This is a genomic window from Haloterrigena turkmenica DSM 5511 (assembly GCF_000025325.1).
Lineage (GTDB): Archaea > Halobacteriota > Halobacteria > Halobacteriales > Natrialbaceae > Haloterrigena > Haloterrigena turkmenica.
Map to the genome: position 1 here is coordinate 1,760,332 of NC_013743.1, position 16,340 is coordinate 1,776,671.

Below are 16,340 nucleotides of genomic sequence, written 5' to 3' on the forward strand. Positions count from 1 at the left end.
GTTTCGATCGAAACAGGGATATTACCGACGGACCGCGTCGTCTGCGTTCGGTTCCGAATAGATAACAGCCGTGATGGGTTTTCACTCTACTTCACGTAACGTGTAGTTCATGTTTACACACCGTCTGTATCGTTTCGGTATTTTTATGCTATTGAAGTACGAGAAAGTCGGATCCGATTGGCAGTGAGTATCGGCTGTGATCGAGAACGCAGTCGCTCTGAGACGTACGATCGAAACAGGAAAGCAGATCGCGTGACGGGAAAAGTGTCACGCGATCGCTTGCCGCCCTGAATTGGTCCCCGCTGACGCTTCGGCCCTCCAAGCGAAGCGTCATCTGAACGCTTTCGCCGAGTGTACTTAAAAGTAACGACACCGGATCGGCGTTTGATACGTTCCGCGGCTCAGATGTGCTCCTCCTCGAGCACCCAACCGATGGCGCGCTTGTAGTGGGTGAACATCTGCCTGACGCCCTCGTGGCGCATGTCCTCGCTCTCGAGGTGTTCGGTGAGGAACTCGTACTGCTCGCGGATTTCTTCTTCGTCGCGCATGCTCGACGCTAGGGCCGGAGAACGGAAAAAACGGTCGCCGGAGGGAACCGTCCGTTCGAAATCGCCCGTCGCGTCGGCCTCGAGCGATCGACGAACCGAACGGTAACTGGGGATTGAGACGGCGGACGGTACGCCGACGTCGACACTTTCGTCGATAAGAATGCGATTGGCGAACGACAACAGTTTACGAACCGTTTGCGGGTGGGCTCGATCGTTCGGACGGAGACCGCCGGATCTGAATTCGTCGCCGTCGCTCCGCGACGAGCGTCTGAAAAAGCGATGGGACACGACGACTGCGGTCGATCGCTCGGTTCCTATCGGATGCCGCTACGCGCTGTCGACCGATCTGCGTCGACCGATCAGAGTCCGTCGTCGGAGTCGTTGGATTCGTTGGACTCGTTGGACTCGTTGCCTTCGGTCTCGTTACCCATGCCGCCGTCCTCGCCGAGGGTCAGCGTTACCTCCTCGTCGTCGCCGTCGATTTCGACGTCGTCCTCGGCTTCCTCGCCTTCGCTCTCGGCAGAGACGGTGTACTCGCCGTCCTCGAGTTCGTCGAACTCGACTTCGCCGTTCTCGTCGGTCTCATCCTCTCGCGGCCACTCCTCCTCGCTAGTGCCGAGTCCGCCGTCCTCGCTCTCGTTACCGGTCTCGTTGTCCGACTCGTTTTCTCCGCCGTTGCCGCCCAGCATGTCGTCGTCGGACTCGTTGGACTCGTTGTCCTCCTGGACGAACGAACCGACTTCCGACTCGTTGGACTCGTTGTCCGATTCGTTGGATTCGTTGTCCGACTCGTTTTCTCCGCCGTTGCCACCCAGCATCCCGCTGTCGGCCTGCTCGAGCATGACGGTCGCGCCCTCGACGGGCTCCTCCTGATCGTCCTCGACGGTGACCGTCAGGGAATACGTCTCGTCTCCCGCCCCGTTCTCGGTCTCGTTACCGTTGCCCGCTCCGGTGTCGTTCGTCTCCTCTCCGTTCTCGGTCTCGTTGTCTCCTCCGCCGGGTCCGCTGTCCGCACAGCCAGCGAGTACGAGCGCGCCTGCGGTACCTGTCGCGGCGACGAACTTGCGTCGATTGAGTTCTGAATCGGACATATTCCTGGAAAGGACGTTCCATGTGGTTGCAGTGTGGCCTGCAACTGCCGCCTGTTAATCACCTATTGAACGTCCACTAGCCCTTCGTGAGCGTCATCGATTTCATACCGTTCGACCGGTAAATCCGACGGTAGGCGGTAGAACTGTCAGAATTCAAGGTTTCAAGTCAACGAACGGACCGATCGTGGACGCGTCTCGCTCGCGTCGGTTCCGGGACTCGGGCGGGGCGGCTCAGACGGTCGAACGGATGGAACGCCGTCACCCGGTTCGCGTGTGAAACGGACGACCATCCCCGCAGTGTTCGGTCGACTCCGGTGTGATTTTGGGTCGTCCGCGCGTAGGATCGTCCATGAAGATCAGGGGCGAGCGCGAGTGCAAGGAGTGCGGGACGCGGTGGTCGTACTACGAGACCGGCAGCGTCGGCTGTCCGGCCTGCGGGAGCCTCCACAGCGTCGGCGTCGATGACCGGACCGAACACACCGATCTCCAGGTCACGTTCGATCTCACGGCGATCCGCAACGCCATCGACGACCAGCCCATCGACGACCTCGCCGAGCAGGCCCGCGAGGAGTGTCGGGAGTACGTCCGGCGGCGCGGCTTCGTCAACGCGGGCACGCTCCGGGAGCTCGACGACGACTATCTGGCCGCGAACGAACTCCTCCACGTCGCCGATATCGTCCGCCGGGAGATCGACCTCGAGGAGCGCGAAGAACTCTACTTCCTCTCGTTGCTCCGGGACGCCGACGGCGGGGGCCCGCGATCCGACGACGGTCAGCGGCCGCCCGCCGAGGAGGTTCCACCGGGTCTCCGGAGCGCGCGCGGCCTCGCCGCCGCGAACGCCGTCCGCGACTACCGCCGAGACGTCCGCACTTGGGCCGCGGATCGCGACCTGACGGCCGCCGAACGCGGCGCCCTCGAGACGCTCGGCGAACACGTCACCCGCATCCGGATGCTCGACGGCGACGTCGATCCCCGGACCGCCCATCGGCTGATCGAGGCCGCCCGCGATCTGGCGAACGGCCTCCGCGGCGACGAACTCGCATTCACTCGCGCACGAGACCGCCTCGAGGACCTCGAGTTCGGAACCGGGGGTTCGGACGGCCGGTTCGGGGACTGAGTCGACGACCGCGACGGGACCGGAAGCACCGACCGCACGAACGCCGGGCACATACCTGTTAATTATCCTATCGGCTAGTCGTAAATCTTTCCGCTCTTATACCGTCGATCGAGAACGTTCCAACTGAACGCATGGACCGCCCTCGATCGGCTCGGATCGCGTGACGGAACGGGTTCCCGCGCGAGCCTGCAGCGGCCGACGCGAGCGACCGCTCGCGGGGGTCCTGCACAACCACACTATGGCGCACGGACCATCCGAAGAGAAACCGGACACGAGCGAGAGTCGCACAGCGCGCGAACGGGCGGAACGCGGGCCGTCGCCGTACGTCCCCGCGGGGAGGAGCGTGGCCGAACTCACGATCAAGGCGGTCGCGATCGGCCTCGCGCTCAACGTGGTGATGCTGACCGCGAACATGTATCTCGGGATGCGCTCGGGCATGACGATCAGCGCCTCCATCCCGGCGGCGGTCATCAGCATGGGTCTCTTCTACGGACTCCGGCAGGCCGGGATCGGCGGGACGATCCTCGAGAACAACATCGTCCAGACGATGACCTCCGCAGGCGAGGCGCTCGCGGCGGGCGTCATTTTCACGATCGCGGGCGTGACCTTCCTCGACCAGCCGATCGACATCGTCAACACCGCGATCGTGGCGGTTCTGGGCGGCCTGCTCGGGGTCCTCTTTATGATTCCGATGCGCCGCTACCTCATCGTCGACAAACACGAGGAGCTTCCCTATCCGGAGGGGACGGCCTGTGCCGACGTGCTCGAGGCGGGCTCGCGCGGCGACGAGGGCGTGAGACTCATCTCCTTCGGCTTCCTCGTGAGCTTCGTCTACATGTGGCTGGCCAGCGGGATGGCCGCCTTCCGGACGACGATCCAGACGGCGTTCTCGGTGGGTGAAACCGACGGGTTCGCCATCGGCGGCGACTTCACGCCCGCCCTGATCGGCGTCGGCTACATCATCGGGCCGCGGATCGCCGGCTACGTGTTCGGCGGCGGGCTGATCGCCTGGATGATGCTGATTCCGCTGCTCATCACGGGCGGGTTCGTCCCCGAGTCGGCCGCGGACGCGGCGCTGATGACCCAAGCCGAGGCGGTCTGGGACGAGTACATTCGCTACGTCGGCGCGGGCGCGATGATCGTCGGCGGGTTCTACGCCATCCTCTCGATGCGCAGGACGATCGCCGACGCGCTGGGAACCGCAGTCGCGGAGATTCGCGGTTCCGGGGCGGCCGCGACCGGGGGTCGGAAACGCACGCAGCGGGACCTGCCGATGAAGGTCGTCGTGGTCGGCGCCGTCCTGATCGCGCTCGCGCTGGTCGCGGTCCCGCAGGTCCAGGTCGGCTTGCTGGGCGGGTTCATCGCCGTGATCGCCGCGTTCCTCTTCGTCGCCGTCTCGGCGTACCTGGTCGGGGTCGTCGGCAGCTCCTCGAACCCCGTCTCCGGGATGGCCGTGGCGACGATTCTGATCGCCGCGCTGGCGCTGCGATCGACCGGCGTCACCGACCCCGTCGTGGTGCTGGTGACGGCCTCGGTCGTGGCGATCGCCGCAGCGGTCGCGGGCGACACCTCCCAGGACCTGAAGACCGGCTACCTGCTCGGCGCAACCCCGCGGAACCAGCAGATCGCGCAGATGATCGGGATTGCCCTTTCGGCGCTCTTTGCCGGCTGGGTGCTGTACTTCTTCCACCAGGCCTACGGCATCGGGAGCGAGACCATCCCCGCGCCACAGGCCGGGATGATGGCGCTGATCTCCGAGGGCGTCCTCACGGGCACCGCCCAGTGGGGGATGATCCTCATCGGCGCCGTCTTTGCGTTCGTCCTGATCCTCATGGACGTCCCCGTCCTGCCCTTTGCGGTCGGAATCTACCTGCCGATCACGCTCGCCACGCCGATCTTCCTCGGCGGCCTGCTGCGGGCCGGCATCGACCGCTACGTCTCGCGACGGGACGACGAGGACGGATCGCTCGCCGAGCACACGACCTCGAGGGGCCGGATCGTCGCGGCCGGACTGATCACCGGCGAGGCGATCATGGGGATCGTTATCGGCGCGCTCTACATCACCGGGACCGGGAACGCCGAGGGCGCGCCGTTCCCGCTCGGACTCGGTGGCCAGACGCAGACGATCCTCGGCGTCGTCGCGCTCGCCGCTCTCGTCGGTCTCTTCGCCACCAGCGTGCTCCGGAATGCTCCCGACGCGGCGGACCAATGAGTTCGCACGGGCCGACCGCCGTCCCGATCCGGACCGCGGACGACTGGACGGAGACGGTCGTCGACGGCGAGCCTCGAGTCACCATCTACTGGACGAAAACCCCGCGGAACCGGCTCGACCGGTTCCTGTTCGAGCTCCTCGGAACGAGTCGGGAGCGGGAACTCACGCTGGATCCCGTCGGAATGACCGTCTGGCGCCACTGCGACGGCGACCATACCGTCGCCGAGATCGCATCGGTCGTCGCGGACTCCCACGCCGACGAGCGCGTCGCCCCCGTCGACGAGACGCTCGCGCACTTCCTCATGCAACTCGAGGAACGCGGGCTGATTCGGTTCGACGACGGGTGAACGGAGAGACGAGTCCAAGCCCCACGGTCGAGCGACGCACCCGAGCGCCGGGTTCACAGCGGGCTCGAGAACGATCCGGCGGCTCGAGGAGAACAGAGTACTGAAGCCTCGAGAAACCAGTCAGGGATCGATCGCGTCGTCCGATCAGGGCAGGTCGACGTCGACGTCTTCCTGCAGGCTCGCGGCCTTGACCGTGTTGTAGAGTAACATCGCTCGCGTCATCGGACCGACGCCGCCCGGGACGGGCGTGATCGCGCTCGCTTGTTCCTTCGCGCTCTCGAACTCGACGTCGCCGACGAGTTCGTACCCCTTCTCGTTGTCCGCGTCGACGCGGTTGACGCCGACGTCGATCACGACGGCACCCTCGCCGATCATCGAGCCGTCGACGAGTTCCGGTGCGCCGGCGGCGGCGACGACGATATCCGCGCTTCGGGTCTTCGCGGCGAGATCGTCCGTTCGGGAGTGACAGACCGTCACCGTCGCGTTGCCGTCGTCGGCCTTCTGGATCAGTAGGTTGGCCAGCGGCTTGCCGACGATGTCCGAGCGGCCGACGATCGTCACGTCCTTGCCCTCGGTGTCGACGTCGGCGGACTCGAGCAGTTTCTGGACGCCGTGGGGCGTGCAGGGACGGAAGCGGGCGTCGCCGGCGACGAGCCGGCCGACGTTCTCCGGGTGGAAGCCGTCGACGTCCTTCGCGGGGTCGACCCGACGGATGACCTCGCGGTAGTCGACGTGGTCCGGGACGGGCGCCTGCACGATGTAGCCGTGGACGTCGTCGTTCGCGTTGAGATCGGCGATTTCGTCGTACAGCGTCTCGGGCGAGGCGTCTCCCTCGACGTCGACGTGGTAGCTCTCGATGCCGACCTCCTCGCAGTCCCGTTGCTTCATGTTCACGTAGGTCTCGCTGGCGGGATCGTCGCCCATTAGCACCGTCGCCAGCCCCGGTCGCGCGCCCGCGTCGGCGAGCGTCTCGATCGCGTCGGTCAGGTCGTCTCGAATCTGACTCGCGACGGCGTCGCCGTCGATGTTCTCGGTCATTACTCGAGTGGGCGACCGCGAGGCTAATCAACCCTCGGATTCGTGCCCAGAACGACCTCCATCACGGTACCGAATGCGCACGAACGTGGGTATCGATCCGACTGGAGCCGTGCGGCGGGGCGCGGTCGGATCGCCTCGGAATCCGCGACGTCGCTCGAGAATCGAGTCGCAAGCCGCCTCCGGTTCGGGGTTCGGTCTCAGCTCCGATCGGCCGTGTCCGGCTCCGAAACCTCCCACTCGGCGGTGTCACGCTCGGCGGTGACGACCGGCTCGTACGTCGCCTCGAGGTCGCCGTACTCGGTCGTCTCCGCGGCGTCGATCAATCGAAGCGCCTGTCGCTCGTGACACTCTCGCGCGGCCTCGAGCGCGTCCGGGTCGACGTCGACGGCGTTCGACTCGAGCGCCGGCCTCAGTCGCTCCGTCCACGCGCCGTCCGCGAGCAGAATGACCGCTCGATCGTCGACCGTCAGGGGCGGTTTGCCGGCGATGTGATCGTCCGAGCCGACGATATCGTGGGTTTCGATCCCCTCGAGGATCGCGACGACGTCGGCTTCGGGAACGTCGGCTGGGGCCTCGGCCATGACCTCGTCGAGCACGAGCGCGTCGATCGGCGCGTCCATCGTCTCGGGGCGGGGCGTCGGATCGCCGTCGCGCTCGTGAGCGATGGTCTCCTCCGCGACGGGGTCGCTGTCGTCGGGCGTCTCCGGCAGCGGTTCGGGACGGTACGGGTCGCCGTCGTCGAACCGGACCGGTACGAGGCCGATCGTCTCCGCGGCGGTCATCGCGTCGAACAGGAGCGGTCGATCGGCGTCGTACGACTCGAGATCGAGTCCCAGTCCCTCGGGCGGGACGGCACGCACTAGCGGGTCGGGAACGGGCGCGACGATTTCGCCGTCTTCCTCGCGAAGCTGACGCGGGTACGGCGCATCGCCGGTCTGCGGGTCCGGGATCGCACTGAGAACGAGCATCGGTTCGTCCTCGTACTCGTCGACGCCCCAGTCGACGTGATCGCCCGGCTCGGCGCCCATGGACTCGGCGACCGGCGTCAACTCGAGGGCCAGCTCCGAGGCCGGCGTCTCCTCGGTCTCGCGAAGCTCGAGCAGTCGATCGTCGTCGAGAACGGTTCCGGTCGGATTCGTAGCCATCGACGGCGGTACGTCCAGCCGGTGGAAAAGCCGCGTGCCGGCGAATGACAGGAAACTCCGAAATCGAGCGGCCGCGGCGTCGTTCGCTTATTCGTACAGCGGGTTCGCTTCACACAGCGTCGCGACTTCCCTCGCGGACCTCCTCGAGGACGGCCTCGTCCTCGGGGGCGTCGACGACGCGGGTGATCAGGTCGGCCACCGTACGGCAGTCTTCCTCGTCGAAGCCGCGCGAGGTCAGCGCGGGGGTGCCCGCGCGGATACCCGAGGGATCGAACGGCGAGCGCGTCTCGCCGGGAACCGTGTTCCCGTTGAGGACGATGTCGGCCTCCTCTAAGGCCTCCTCGGCGTCGCCGCCGGAGGTGTCGGGGTGGCTCTCGCGGAGGTCGACGAGCACGAGGTGGTTGTCCGTGCCCTCCGAGACCAGCGAGAAACCGTTCTCCGAGAGGCGCTCGCCGAGCGCCTTCGCGTTGGCGACGGTCTGTTCGGCGTAGTCCTCGAACTCCGGCTGGAGAGCCTCCTTGAAGCCGACGGCCTTGCCGGCGATGTTGTGCATGAGCGGGCCGCCCTGCCCGCCGGGGAAGACGGCGGCGTCGATGTCGTCGGCGTACTCCTCGTCGCACATGACGATGCCGCCCCGACCCGATCGGATCGTCTTGTGGGTCGAGCCGGTGACGAAGTCGGCGGTGCCGACCGGCGAGGGATGGACGCCGGTGGCGACGAGGCCGGTGATGTGGGCGATGTCCGCGAGGTGAAGCGCGCCGACGCTGTCGGCGGCCTCCTGGATACGTTCCCACTCGATTTCGCGCGGGTACGCGGAGTAGCCGGAGACGATGATGTCCGGCTCGAACTCCTCGGCGTGTTCGGCCAGCCCCTCGTAGTCGAGGTAGCCCGTCTCGGCGTCGACCTCGTACTGCTCGACCTCGTAGAGCTGTCCGACGAAGTTCGCCGGGTGGCCGTGGCTCAGGTGGCCGCCGTGGTTGAGATCCAGCGAGAGGATTTTGTCGCCGGGCTCGAGCATCGCGAAGTAGACGGCCTGGTTGGCCTGCGTGCCCGAGTGGGGCTGGACGTTGACGTGCTCGGCGCCGAACAGCTCCGTCGCGCGGTCGATGGCCAGCTGCTCGACCTCGTCGGCGTACTCGCAGCCGCCGTAGTACCGCGAGCCGGGATACCCCTCGGCGTACTTGTTCGTCAGGGCGCTGCCCTGCGCATCGATGACCGCCTGACTGACGTGGTTCTCGCTGGCGATCATCTGCAGTGTCTCTCGTTGGCGGTCGACCTCTCCCTCGAGTGCATCGGCGACGGCGGGATCGACGTCCCGTACGTGGTCGTGCTCCATGTCCGATGTGGCGGCTGGCGACTGTATAAGTGTACCCGTCTTCGGCGAATCTCACCGCTGCAACCGATACCCCGGGACGACACGATCCGACCCCAACCGGCAGAAATTGCCCAAACGACGACCGCTCTCGGCATCTCGTCGGAATTATCAAAATTTTGCCACCCGATACAACTAACTTTCCCGGGGAACATTCAGCGTACCGAATGATAGAGTGGGCGGTAGACGACGGGGCGCTCCGCGTGACTGACGCCGACAACGCCGAGCTGTCGGTCCGCGGTGGCGACCTCGTCGTCGGCGGAACCGGACCCGATATCCCACGTCCCGTCGACGAGACGGTCGTCGTGACGACGGACGAACTCCGATTCCCCCACGCGGTCGCCTACGCGTTTTCGCTCGGATCGGACGCACAATACGAACTCGATCCCGACGGCGCGCCGCTCTCGCTGTCCCCCGGCGAGTACGTCGTCGACATCGACACGGAGATCAAGACGTACCTCCGGTTTTCCGGGACGGCGACGATCGAGAAGGCCGGCGGTTACGAGGAGACCGTCGTCACGTTTCCCGACCGCGTGCGCGTGATCGTCGGCTTCCGGAGTCGCCACGAACTCCCCGCGGGAACCATCACCGTCCCCGACACGCCCGAGGGAATCGCGACCGGTCTCACGCATCTCACCACCTCCCACAAGACCGACGGCCCGGATCGCACCTATCCGACCCTCCGAGGTCACCCCTCGCTGCTCGAGCGCGGCGACAGTCTCGAGATTCCGGACTGCATCCGGGATGACTTCTCGCCGTCGGGGATCGAACTGATCGTCCCGGCCGACTACGAGTCGCTGTTCGTCGTCGCGCCGCTGGCCTACTACCTGCAGGCGACGATCGAACCCCGCGAGCGTCCCGCGACCGGGCCGAACCACGCGATGCTTCGGGTCCCGGAGTACGCCGTCGAGAAGCGGCTGTCGCCGATGCCCGGTCTCGAGCGCGACGTCGATCGGCTGCTCCGGAAGGCCTTCTTCTTCGACTGTCTGGTCCGCAACGCCGGCCCATACGGGACGAACCTGGCCGAGCAGAGCATGCTCGAGGTCCTCGGTTTCGACGCCGAGGAACTCTACGAGGCCAGCCCCCAGCGCCGGCTCGCGACCTACCTCGAGGTGCCCGACGCCGCCATCGATCACCGCCTCCCCGATTGGCACCTCTCGACGTACGTCCGCCCCGAGTACGACAGCGTCGAGGCGTTTCCCTTCCTGCTCGACCGCATGAGTCTGATCCACATGCCCCGGACCTCCGAACTCGAGGGGAAGGAACTCGTCGAGCGCTCCCTCGAGGACTTCTACCGCGGCGGAAGCGGCGACCACGATGGAAACGACGGCCGCGACGGTCACGGCCGGGCGAGCACCGGACAGGTCGCGTCAGTCGACATCGTCAAACCCGAACTCCGCAGCGGACGGGTCCACGGCTGGCTCGCCGACGGCGTGCCGATCGACGTCTTCAAGACGACCCAGGAGGCCTACCACAACCGACTGGACTACCTCGAGCGCGCGACCGACTCGACGTCGATCGCCGTCGTTCTGAACGATCCCGAGATGGCCGGCGAACACGACGATGTCGCCGAAATCTACCGCCAGCGATCCGAGGAGCTCTCGATGGAAGTGACCGTCGACGAATCGCTCTCGACGGCCGACCTCGCGAGAATCTTCGAGGACGACCACGACTTCGTCCACTACATCGGTCACTGCGAAACCGACGGCCTGCGCTGTCCCGACGGCTACCTCTCGACCTCGAGTCTCTCTCGCTGTAACACCCAGACGTTCTTCCTCAACGCCTGTGGCTCCTACTACGAGGGGATGGGGCTCATCGAGCGGGGGAGCGTCGCGGGCGCGGTGACCTTCTCGAAGGTCCTCAACGACCACGCCGTCAAAGTCGGCTCGACGTTCGCCAAACTCCTCGTCCACGGGTTCAGCATCGAACGCGCGATGGGGCTCGCACGCAGGCGCATCATGATGGGGAAAGACTACGCCGTCGTCGGCGACGGCACGCACTCGCTGACCCAGGGCGAACACCGCGTCCCGACCACGCTCACGCTCGAGGAACTCGAGAACGAGCGCGCCGAGTATCTGGTCACGTTCGACTGTTTCTCTACGCGGGTCACGGGCTCGTACTACTTCCCACACGTCGAGGGCAACGAGTTCGCCTACCTCTGTGGCACGCAGTCGAATTTCACCGTGACGAAGCCGGAGCTGGCCACGTTACTCGAAGAGACGAACGCGTCGGTGATTTTCAACGGCGACGTCTACTGGTCGACGGAGTTGGCGTCGCACTTTGTCGAGTGAGTCCTACGGACCGCCGTACGTGCTGATGCGCTTGGCTCGCATTGCCGGTCGATTCGCTCTATCGGCCGTCTGTACCCGATAACAGAACTCACGCGTGACCCACCACAGTCGATCAAAACTGACACCCATACAAACCTACAATAACAGATCGATACTATATATTTATCGCCAGTTTTCCCGCTCGTTCACGAGCGGCTGTCGGCCCCATCGCCGTGCCGTCTGACGGTTCTAGACAGATTTCCGACAAGACATCGATTCGGCGCAATCTCGTCGGAGAACTGACGAGAGTGCGGACAAAAATTACCGTCGTTGTCGTCGCACGCGATGTTCTGGTGTGGAATCGGCCACCAAAATTAAGTAATATCCGCACGTTTACTTCTGTATAGACATGACCTCGAATTTACTCAACCACCAGATTGACGATATCCTCGACTCCGTTCTCGAGGACGCGACCGGGGACGTCTACATGGTCAACCCGTCGGGGGACGCCATCGAAGAGTTCGTTTCCGTCGCGACCGCGTTCGACGGCGACCGGCCGTCCGTTCACATGCTCGCCGACGAACGAACGCTGAAAGACGTCATGGACGACTTCATCGTCGCCTCGAACGCCGCGGACCTCATCAGCGAGGACGCGCTCGCACTCCGCACCCTCGAGGAAGCGCCCGAGAACTCACTGCTGGTCACCGAGGACCGCGTGATCGCCATCGTCCACGCCGGCGACCGCGTCGGCGGCCTCGTCACCGACGACGAGAGCTTCGTCGACGACACCTACGACACGTACGCGGCCCGCTGGGAGGCTGCCTCGCAGTTCAACCTCCGGACGCCGCCGATCACGGCCGTCCGCGAGACCCTCTCCGAGGAGATCAGCGCCGACGCCGAAGAGGACTTCACGTCGATCCTCAACTCGCTCGAGACCGCCCGCGGCGACGGTGACGGGCTCGACGAAGTGACGATCTCGCTGCTCGTCGCGGCCAAGAACGAAGCCCTGCTGTACGACATCAGCAAGTGGGGCGAGGACGTCGGCATCGCGAGCAAGGCCACGTTCAGCCGCACGAAGACCAAACTCGAGGACATGGGCCTCATCGACACCGAGAAGGTCCCGATCGACGTCGGCCGCCCGCGCCTGCGCCTGAAGATCGGCGACGACCGACTCCAGGAAGCGGATAACGGGCAGCTCGCGACGGTCGCGCAGTCCATACTCAACTAACAACCTTTTACGCTGCGATCTATCGCGGTCGCGAACCGCCGCGACCGCGATATCCCTCGGTAAAAGGTTGATCAAAAGCACTCCTCCTTCCGTTCGTTCGTCCCTCCAGTCCTCACTCACATCAGTCGTCGGCCCGCTCGCTCGGCCTTCGGCCTCGCTCGCGGTTGCTAGCGGGTGATAGCCTGCCCTTCCCCGGGTCGCGCGTCTCTCGCAACGCTCGAGACGCGTTCCCGGCCACGTGATTTTGCGAACGACTCGACGCTGAGTACCGTCGCATGACGCAAACCCCAAGTCGCCGCCGCGAGACGACTCGAGTATGTACGAGGCCGTCCACGCCCGCCCCGACGGAGCAAGCACGGTCGCCCGGTTCGCGAAAACGGCGGCCGACTACGGCTTCGAGGGCGTGGTCGTGCGCAACCACCACGACTCGCGCGCAGAGTACGACGCCGAGGCGATCCGCGAGGAGTACGGGATCGACGTCGTGGAGGGCCTCGAGATCCGCGCTGATGACCCGCAGGAGGCCAGCGGCTCCGTCGGCAACTACCGGACGACCGAGACGATCGTCGGGGTCCACGGCGGGACGAACGCCATGAACCGATTCGCCGTCGAAAGTGAGAAGGTCGACGTGCTCGCCCACCCGATGGCCGACAACGGCGACGTGAACCACGTGCTGGTGAAGGCGGCGGTCGAGAACGGCGTCCGCCTCGAGTTCGACCTCTCCGGGGTGCTCCGGACCAGCGGCGGACGTCGAGTCAGAGTTCTCCAGTCGCTGCGCAAACTCGAGGAGATCGTCGGTCATTACGACGCCCCCTACGTCGTGAGTGCGAACCCGCGCTCGCACCTCGAGTTGCGCGCCCCTCGCGAACTGACGGCGATCGGCGAGGAGATCGGTCTCTCGACGGCGTTCGTCGAGCGGGGGCTAGAGGAGTGGGGCCGACTCGCCGAGCGCAATCGCCACATCCAGTCCGAGTCGTTCATTGAGCCCGGGGTCGAACGGGGCAGGTATGAAGAAGAGCCTTGAGGATCACGCCACCCGATTCGACGAGAAGGCCGGCGAGTACGACGAGTCGAAGTCCGACGAGTACCGCGCCTGTGCGAACCTCGTGATCGAACACGCCGCGCCGGAGGTCGACGACGTCGTCCTCGATCTCGGAACCGGAACCGGAGCCATCGCGCTCGCGCTCGCCCCCGACGCCGACCGCGTGGTCGGCCGCGACATCAGCGAGGGGATGATGGAAGAGGCCGAGCAGAAGGCCGACGACGAGGGCCTCGAGAACCTCGAGTTCGAGTACGGGACTTTCCGCGAGCCGGAGTACGACGGCCCCGTCGACGTGGTCACCTCGAACTTTGCCATGCACCACCTCTCGGACGACGAAAAGCGCGAGGCGATCGACGTCATCGCCGGCCTCGAGCCGCGCAAGTTCGTCCTCGGAGACGTGATGTTCTTCGGCGAGCCGGATTCCGACGCGCCGTTCTACTCGCCCGAGGTCGACGATCCCGCGACGGTCGGCGCGCTCGCAGACGCCTTCACCGACGCCGGCTTCTCGCTGACCGCCGTCGAACGCGTCCACGACCAGGTCGGCGTGCTGGTCGCCGAGCGATCGCCGACCGCCGCCGACGCGGACGAGGTCGGCGATCCCGACGACCCCGCCGCGGACGCATGAAACACCTCCCGAAACACCTCCAGCCGCGCTGGCGGTATCTCGCCGTCGAACTCGAGACCTGGCCCGACGCCGAGATCGACCGCCGGGCGTTCCAGCGCGAGTGCTGGTACGCGGCCCAGAACCTGCTGGGGGATCCGGGTAGCGCCCGCGCCGATATGACCGTCGTCAGGTTCGCGTTCGCCGGCGAAACCGGTGAGGCGATCGTTCGCGTCCGCCGCGGTGAGACCGAACCGGCCCGCGCGGCCATCGCCTGTATCGACGAGATCGACGGCGCTGCGGTCGGCCTGCGGGTCTGCGGTATCAGTGGCACGATCCGTGCCGCTGAAGAAAAGTATTTAGGACGCCGCGGGCAAGATTCCGAAGAGAGAAACGTCGTGTTCGGGAACGAGGAGCGAGTCGCCGTCCTGCGGGAATGCGTTGCAGACGTGCGACTCGATGAGGCGTTCGCGGGTGCGACAGACCTCGATTACGATTTAGCGTGATACTATGCAGGGACAAGCCCAACAGCAGGCGTACGACCGCGGCATCACGATCTTCTCGCCCGACGGCCGACTCTACCAGGTCGAGTACGCTCGCGAGGCGGTCAAGCGAGGAACGGCGAGCATCGGCGTCCGAACGAGCGACGGCGTCGTGCTGGCCGTCGACAAACGAGTCCCCTCCCCGCTGCTCGAGGACTCGAGCGTCGAGAAGATTCACAAGGCCGACGACCACATCGGCATCGCCAGCGCGGGCCACGTCGCCGACGCCCGCCAGCTGATCGACTTCGCGCGCCGCCAGACGCAGGTCAACCAGCTGCGCTACGGCGAGCCGATCGGCGTCGAGACGCTGACCAAGGAGGTCACCGACCACATCCAGCAGTACACGCAGGTCGGCGGCGCTCGTCCGTTCGGCGTCGCGCTGATCGTCGGCGGGATCCAGAACGGCGAACCGCGCCTGTTCGAGACCGACCCCTCGGGGACGCCCTACGAGTGGAAGGCCCTGGCCGTCGGCGCCGACCGCGGCGAACTCCAGGACTACCTGGAAGAGAACTACGACGAGGAAGCCGACCTCGACGGCGGCATCGCGCTCGCACTCGACGCCCTCGCGTCGGTCAACGACGGCTCGCTCCTCCCGACCGAGGTCGGCCTCGCGACGGTCGACGTCGAGACCGAGTCCTTCGAGCAGTTCGACTACGACCGGATCGAATCCCACTTAGAGGAGAACGACATCCTCGACGAGGGCGACGACGCAGCCGACGTCGCGGACGAAGAAGAGTAACCGACCGACTCGCTCGGCTCGGGTCCGACTCGAGTACCGCCGTTCGTCCCGTGCGTCGACGACGGGTTCGATCCCCGGAACGATTCGCTTCTTCCGTCTTCCACGTGTCTACACGCGTAAGCGTGCGAACTGTCTTTGTGCGCTCGAGCTTCGACCGCGATGGATGACCCGATCCCTGCCCGCTCAGCGGCGGTGTTCGCGAGCGGCGGCTCGCCTCAACCGAGCGGGCGTCGCCGGTTCGCGGCGGGCTCGAACCCGGAACCATGCCGTGATATCGGGAAACACTCTTTTCACTGGCGGGGGAAGCAACCGATATGATATCGCTCGACGAGGCGGTGACGGCGCGACTCGAGTCACACGGGGCGCGCTTCGAAGTGCTCGTAGACCCGGACGCGGCACTGGCGATCAAACGCGACGAGTTCGACGGCGAACTCGAGGACGTGATCGCCGCCGAGGACGTCTTCGAGGACGCCTCGCGGGGCGACCGACCCGCCGAGGACGACCTCGAGACGGTCTTCGACACGACCGATCCCCTCGAAATCATCCCCGAGGTGATCAAGGAGGGAGAGATCCAGATCACGGCCGATCAGCGCCGCGAGATGCAAGAACAGAAACGAAAGCAGTTGATCGACACCATCGCGCGCAACGCGGTCAACCCGCAGATGGACAACGCGCCCCATCCCCCAGAGCGCATCGAGAACGCCCTGGAGCAGGCCGGGTTTACAGTCGATCCGATGGAACCCGTCGAGAGCCAGGTCGACGACGCGCTCGACGATCTGCGGCCCGTGATCCCGATCCGCTTCGAGGAGGTGACGATCGCCGTGCAGATTCCCGCCGAGTACGCCGGCAGCGCGCAAGCGCAGGTCCGCCAGTTCGGCGACTTAGAGCGCGAGGAGTGGCAGGCCGACGGCTCGTGGGTCGGCGTCATCACCTTCCCCGCGGGGATGCAAAACGACTTCTACGACGTCGTCAACGAACACTCCAGCGGCGAGGCCGAGACGGAGATCATCAAGGACAAGGACGACCTGAAGACGCGGTAGGGCGTTTCAGT

General features: G+C 65.7%; 14 protein-coding genes and 1 pseudogene. 10 read left to right on the forward strand and 5 right to left on the reverse strand.

Annotated elements, in window-relative coordinates; translation table 11 throughout:
• Positions 1-401 precede the first annotated feature (401 nt).
• Positions 402-548, reverse strand: a complete 147-nt coding sequence (locus HTUR_RS27330) for a hypothetical protein (protein ID WP_008895435.1) — start codon at positions 546-548, stop codon at positions 402-404.
• Between the two features lie 359 nt (positions 549-907).
• Entirely contained in the window at positions 908-1,639 is a 732-nt protein-coding gene (locus HTUR_RS08315; RefSeq protein ID WP_012942874.1) for a hypothetical protein, read from the reverse strand.
• Positions 1,640-1,988: 349 nt separating this feature from the next.
• Between HTUR_RS08315 and HTUR_RS08320 the strand changes: the two genes are divergently transcribed.
• The 3 genes from HTUR_RS08320 (at position 1,989) to HTUR_RS08330 (ending at position 5,315) form a co-directional block, all read left to right on the forward strand.
• Positions 1,989-2,756 (forward strand): DUF7117 family protein, encoded by a 768-nt coding sequence (locus HTUR_RS08320; RefSeq protein WP_012942875.1) that lies wholly within the window; start codon positions 1,989-1,991, stop codon positions 2,754-2,756.
• Between the two features lie 238 nt (positions 2,757-2,994).
• Complete coding sequence (locus HTUR_RS08325; protein ID WP_012942876.1) at positions 2,995-4,968, forward strand: OPT family oligopeptide transporter; 1,974 nt, start codon at positions 2,995-2,997, stop codon at positions 4,966-4,968.
• Positions 4,965-5,315, forward strand: coding sequence for a PqqD family protein (locus tag HTUR_RS08330; protein WP_012942877.1), 351 nt, complete (start codon positions 4,965-4,967; stop codon positions 5,313-5,315). Before HTUR_RS08325 ends, HTUR_RS08330 begins: the two co-directional genes overlap by 4 nt.
• A 144-nt stretch (positions 5,316-5,459) precedes the next feature.
• On the opposite strand, the gene folD is transcribed toward HTUR_RS08330, so the two are convergent.
• From folD to glyA, 3 genes and pseudogenes are all read right to left on the reverse strand, one after another.
• Positions 5,460-6,353, reverse strand: a complete 894-nt coding sequence (gene folD / locus HTUR_RS08335) for a bifunctional methylenetetrahydrofolate dehydrogenase/methenyltetrahydrofolate cyclohydrolase FolD (RefSeq protein WP_012942878.1) — start codon at positions 6,351-6,353, stop codon at positions 5,460-5,462.
• 197 nt (positions 6,354-6,550) lie between these two features.
• Positions 6,551-7,498, reverse strand: coding sequence for a hypothetical protein (locus tag HTUR_RS08340; protein ID WP_012942879.1), 948 nt, complete (start codon positions 7,496-7,498; stop codon positions 6,551-6,553).
• Positions 7,499-7,585: 87 nt separating this feature from the next.
• A pseudogene (gene glyA, locus HTUR_RS08345) lies at positions 7,586-8,834 on the reverse strand (serine hydroxymethyltransferase).
• Positions 8,835-9,037: 203 nt separating this feature from the next.
• On the opposite strand from glyA, the gene HTUR_RS08350 reads away from it, so the two are divergent.
• The 7 genes from HTUR_RS08350 (at position 9,038) to HTUR_RS08380 (ending at position 16,329) form a co-directional block, all read left to right on the forward strand.
• Positions 9,038-11,161 carry a hypothetical protein gene (locus tag HTUR_RS08350; RefSeq protein ID WP_012942881.1) on the forward strand — a complete coding sequence of 708 codons (2,124 nt, stop codon included), beginning with the start codon at positions 9,038-9,040 and terminating at the stop codon, positions 11,159-11,161.
• Positions 11,162-11,549: 388 nt separating this feature from the next.
• Positions 11,550-12,368 (forward strand): transcriptional regulator TbsP, encoded by an 819-nt coding sequence (tbsP, locus tag HTUR_RS08355; protein WP_012942882.1) that lies wholly within the window; start codon positions 11,550-11,552, stop codon positions 12,366-12,368.
• A gap of 316 nt (positions 12,369-12,684) precedes the next feature.
• Positions 12,685-13,389, forward strand: a complete 705-nt coding sequence (locus HTUR_RS08360) for an RNase P subunit p30 family protein (RefSeq protein WP_012942883.1) — start codon at positions 12,685-12,687, stop codon at positions 13,387-13,389.
• Positions 13,373-14,032, forward strand: a complete 660-nt coding sequence (locus HTUR_RS08365; RefSeq protein WP_012942884.1) for a class I SAM-dependent methyltransferase — start codon at positions 13,373-13,375, stop codon at positions 14,030-14,032. The genes HTUR_RS08360 and HTUR_RS08365 overlap by 17 nt, the downstream gene beginning before the upstream one ends.
• Positions 14,029-14,514, forward strand: coding sequence for an Rpp14/Pop5 family protein (locus HTUR_RS08370; protein ID WP_012942885.1), 486 nt, complete (start codon positions 14,029-14,031; stop codon positions 14,512-14,514). The genes HTUR_RS08365 and HTUR_RS08370 overlap by 4 nt, the downstream gene beginning before the upstream one ends.
• Before the next feature lie 4 nt (positions 14,515-14,518).
• On the forward strand, positions 14,519-15,289 hold the full coding sequence (psmA, locus tag HTUR_RS08375) for an archaeal proteasome endopeptidase complex subunit alpha (protein WP_012942886.1): 771 nt from the start codon (positions 14,519-14,521) through the stop codon (positions 15,287-15,289).
• Between the two features lie 314 nt (positions 15,290-15,603).
• A complete protein-coding gene (locus tag HTUR_RS08380) occupies positions 15,604-16,329 on the forward strand; it encodes a ribosome assembly factor SBDS (protein ID WP_012942887.1) in 726 nt (241 codons plus the stop codon).
• Positions 16,330-16,340 lie beyond the last annotated feature (11 nt).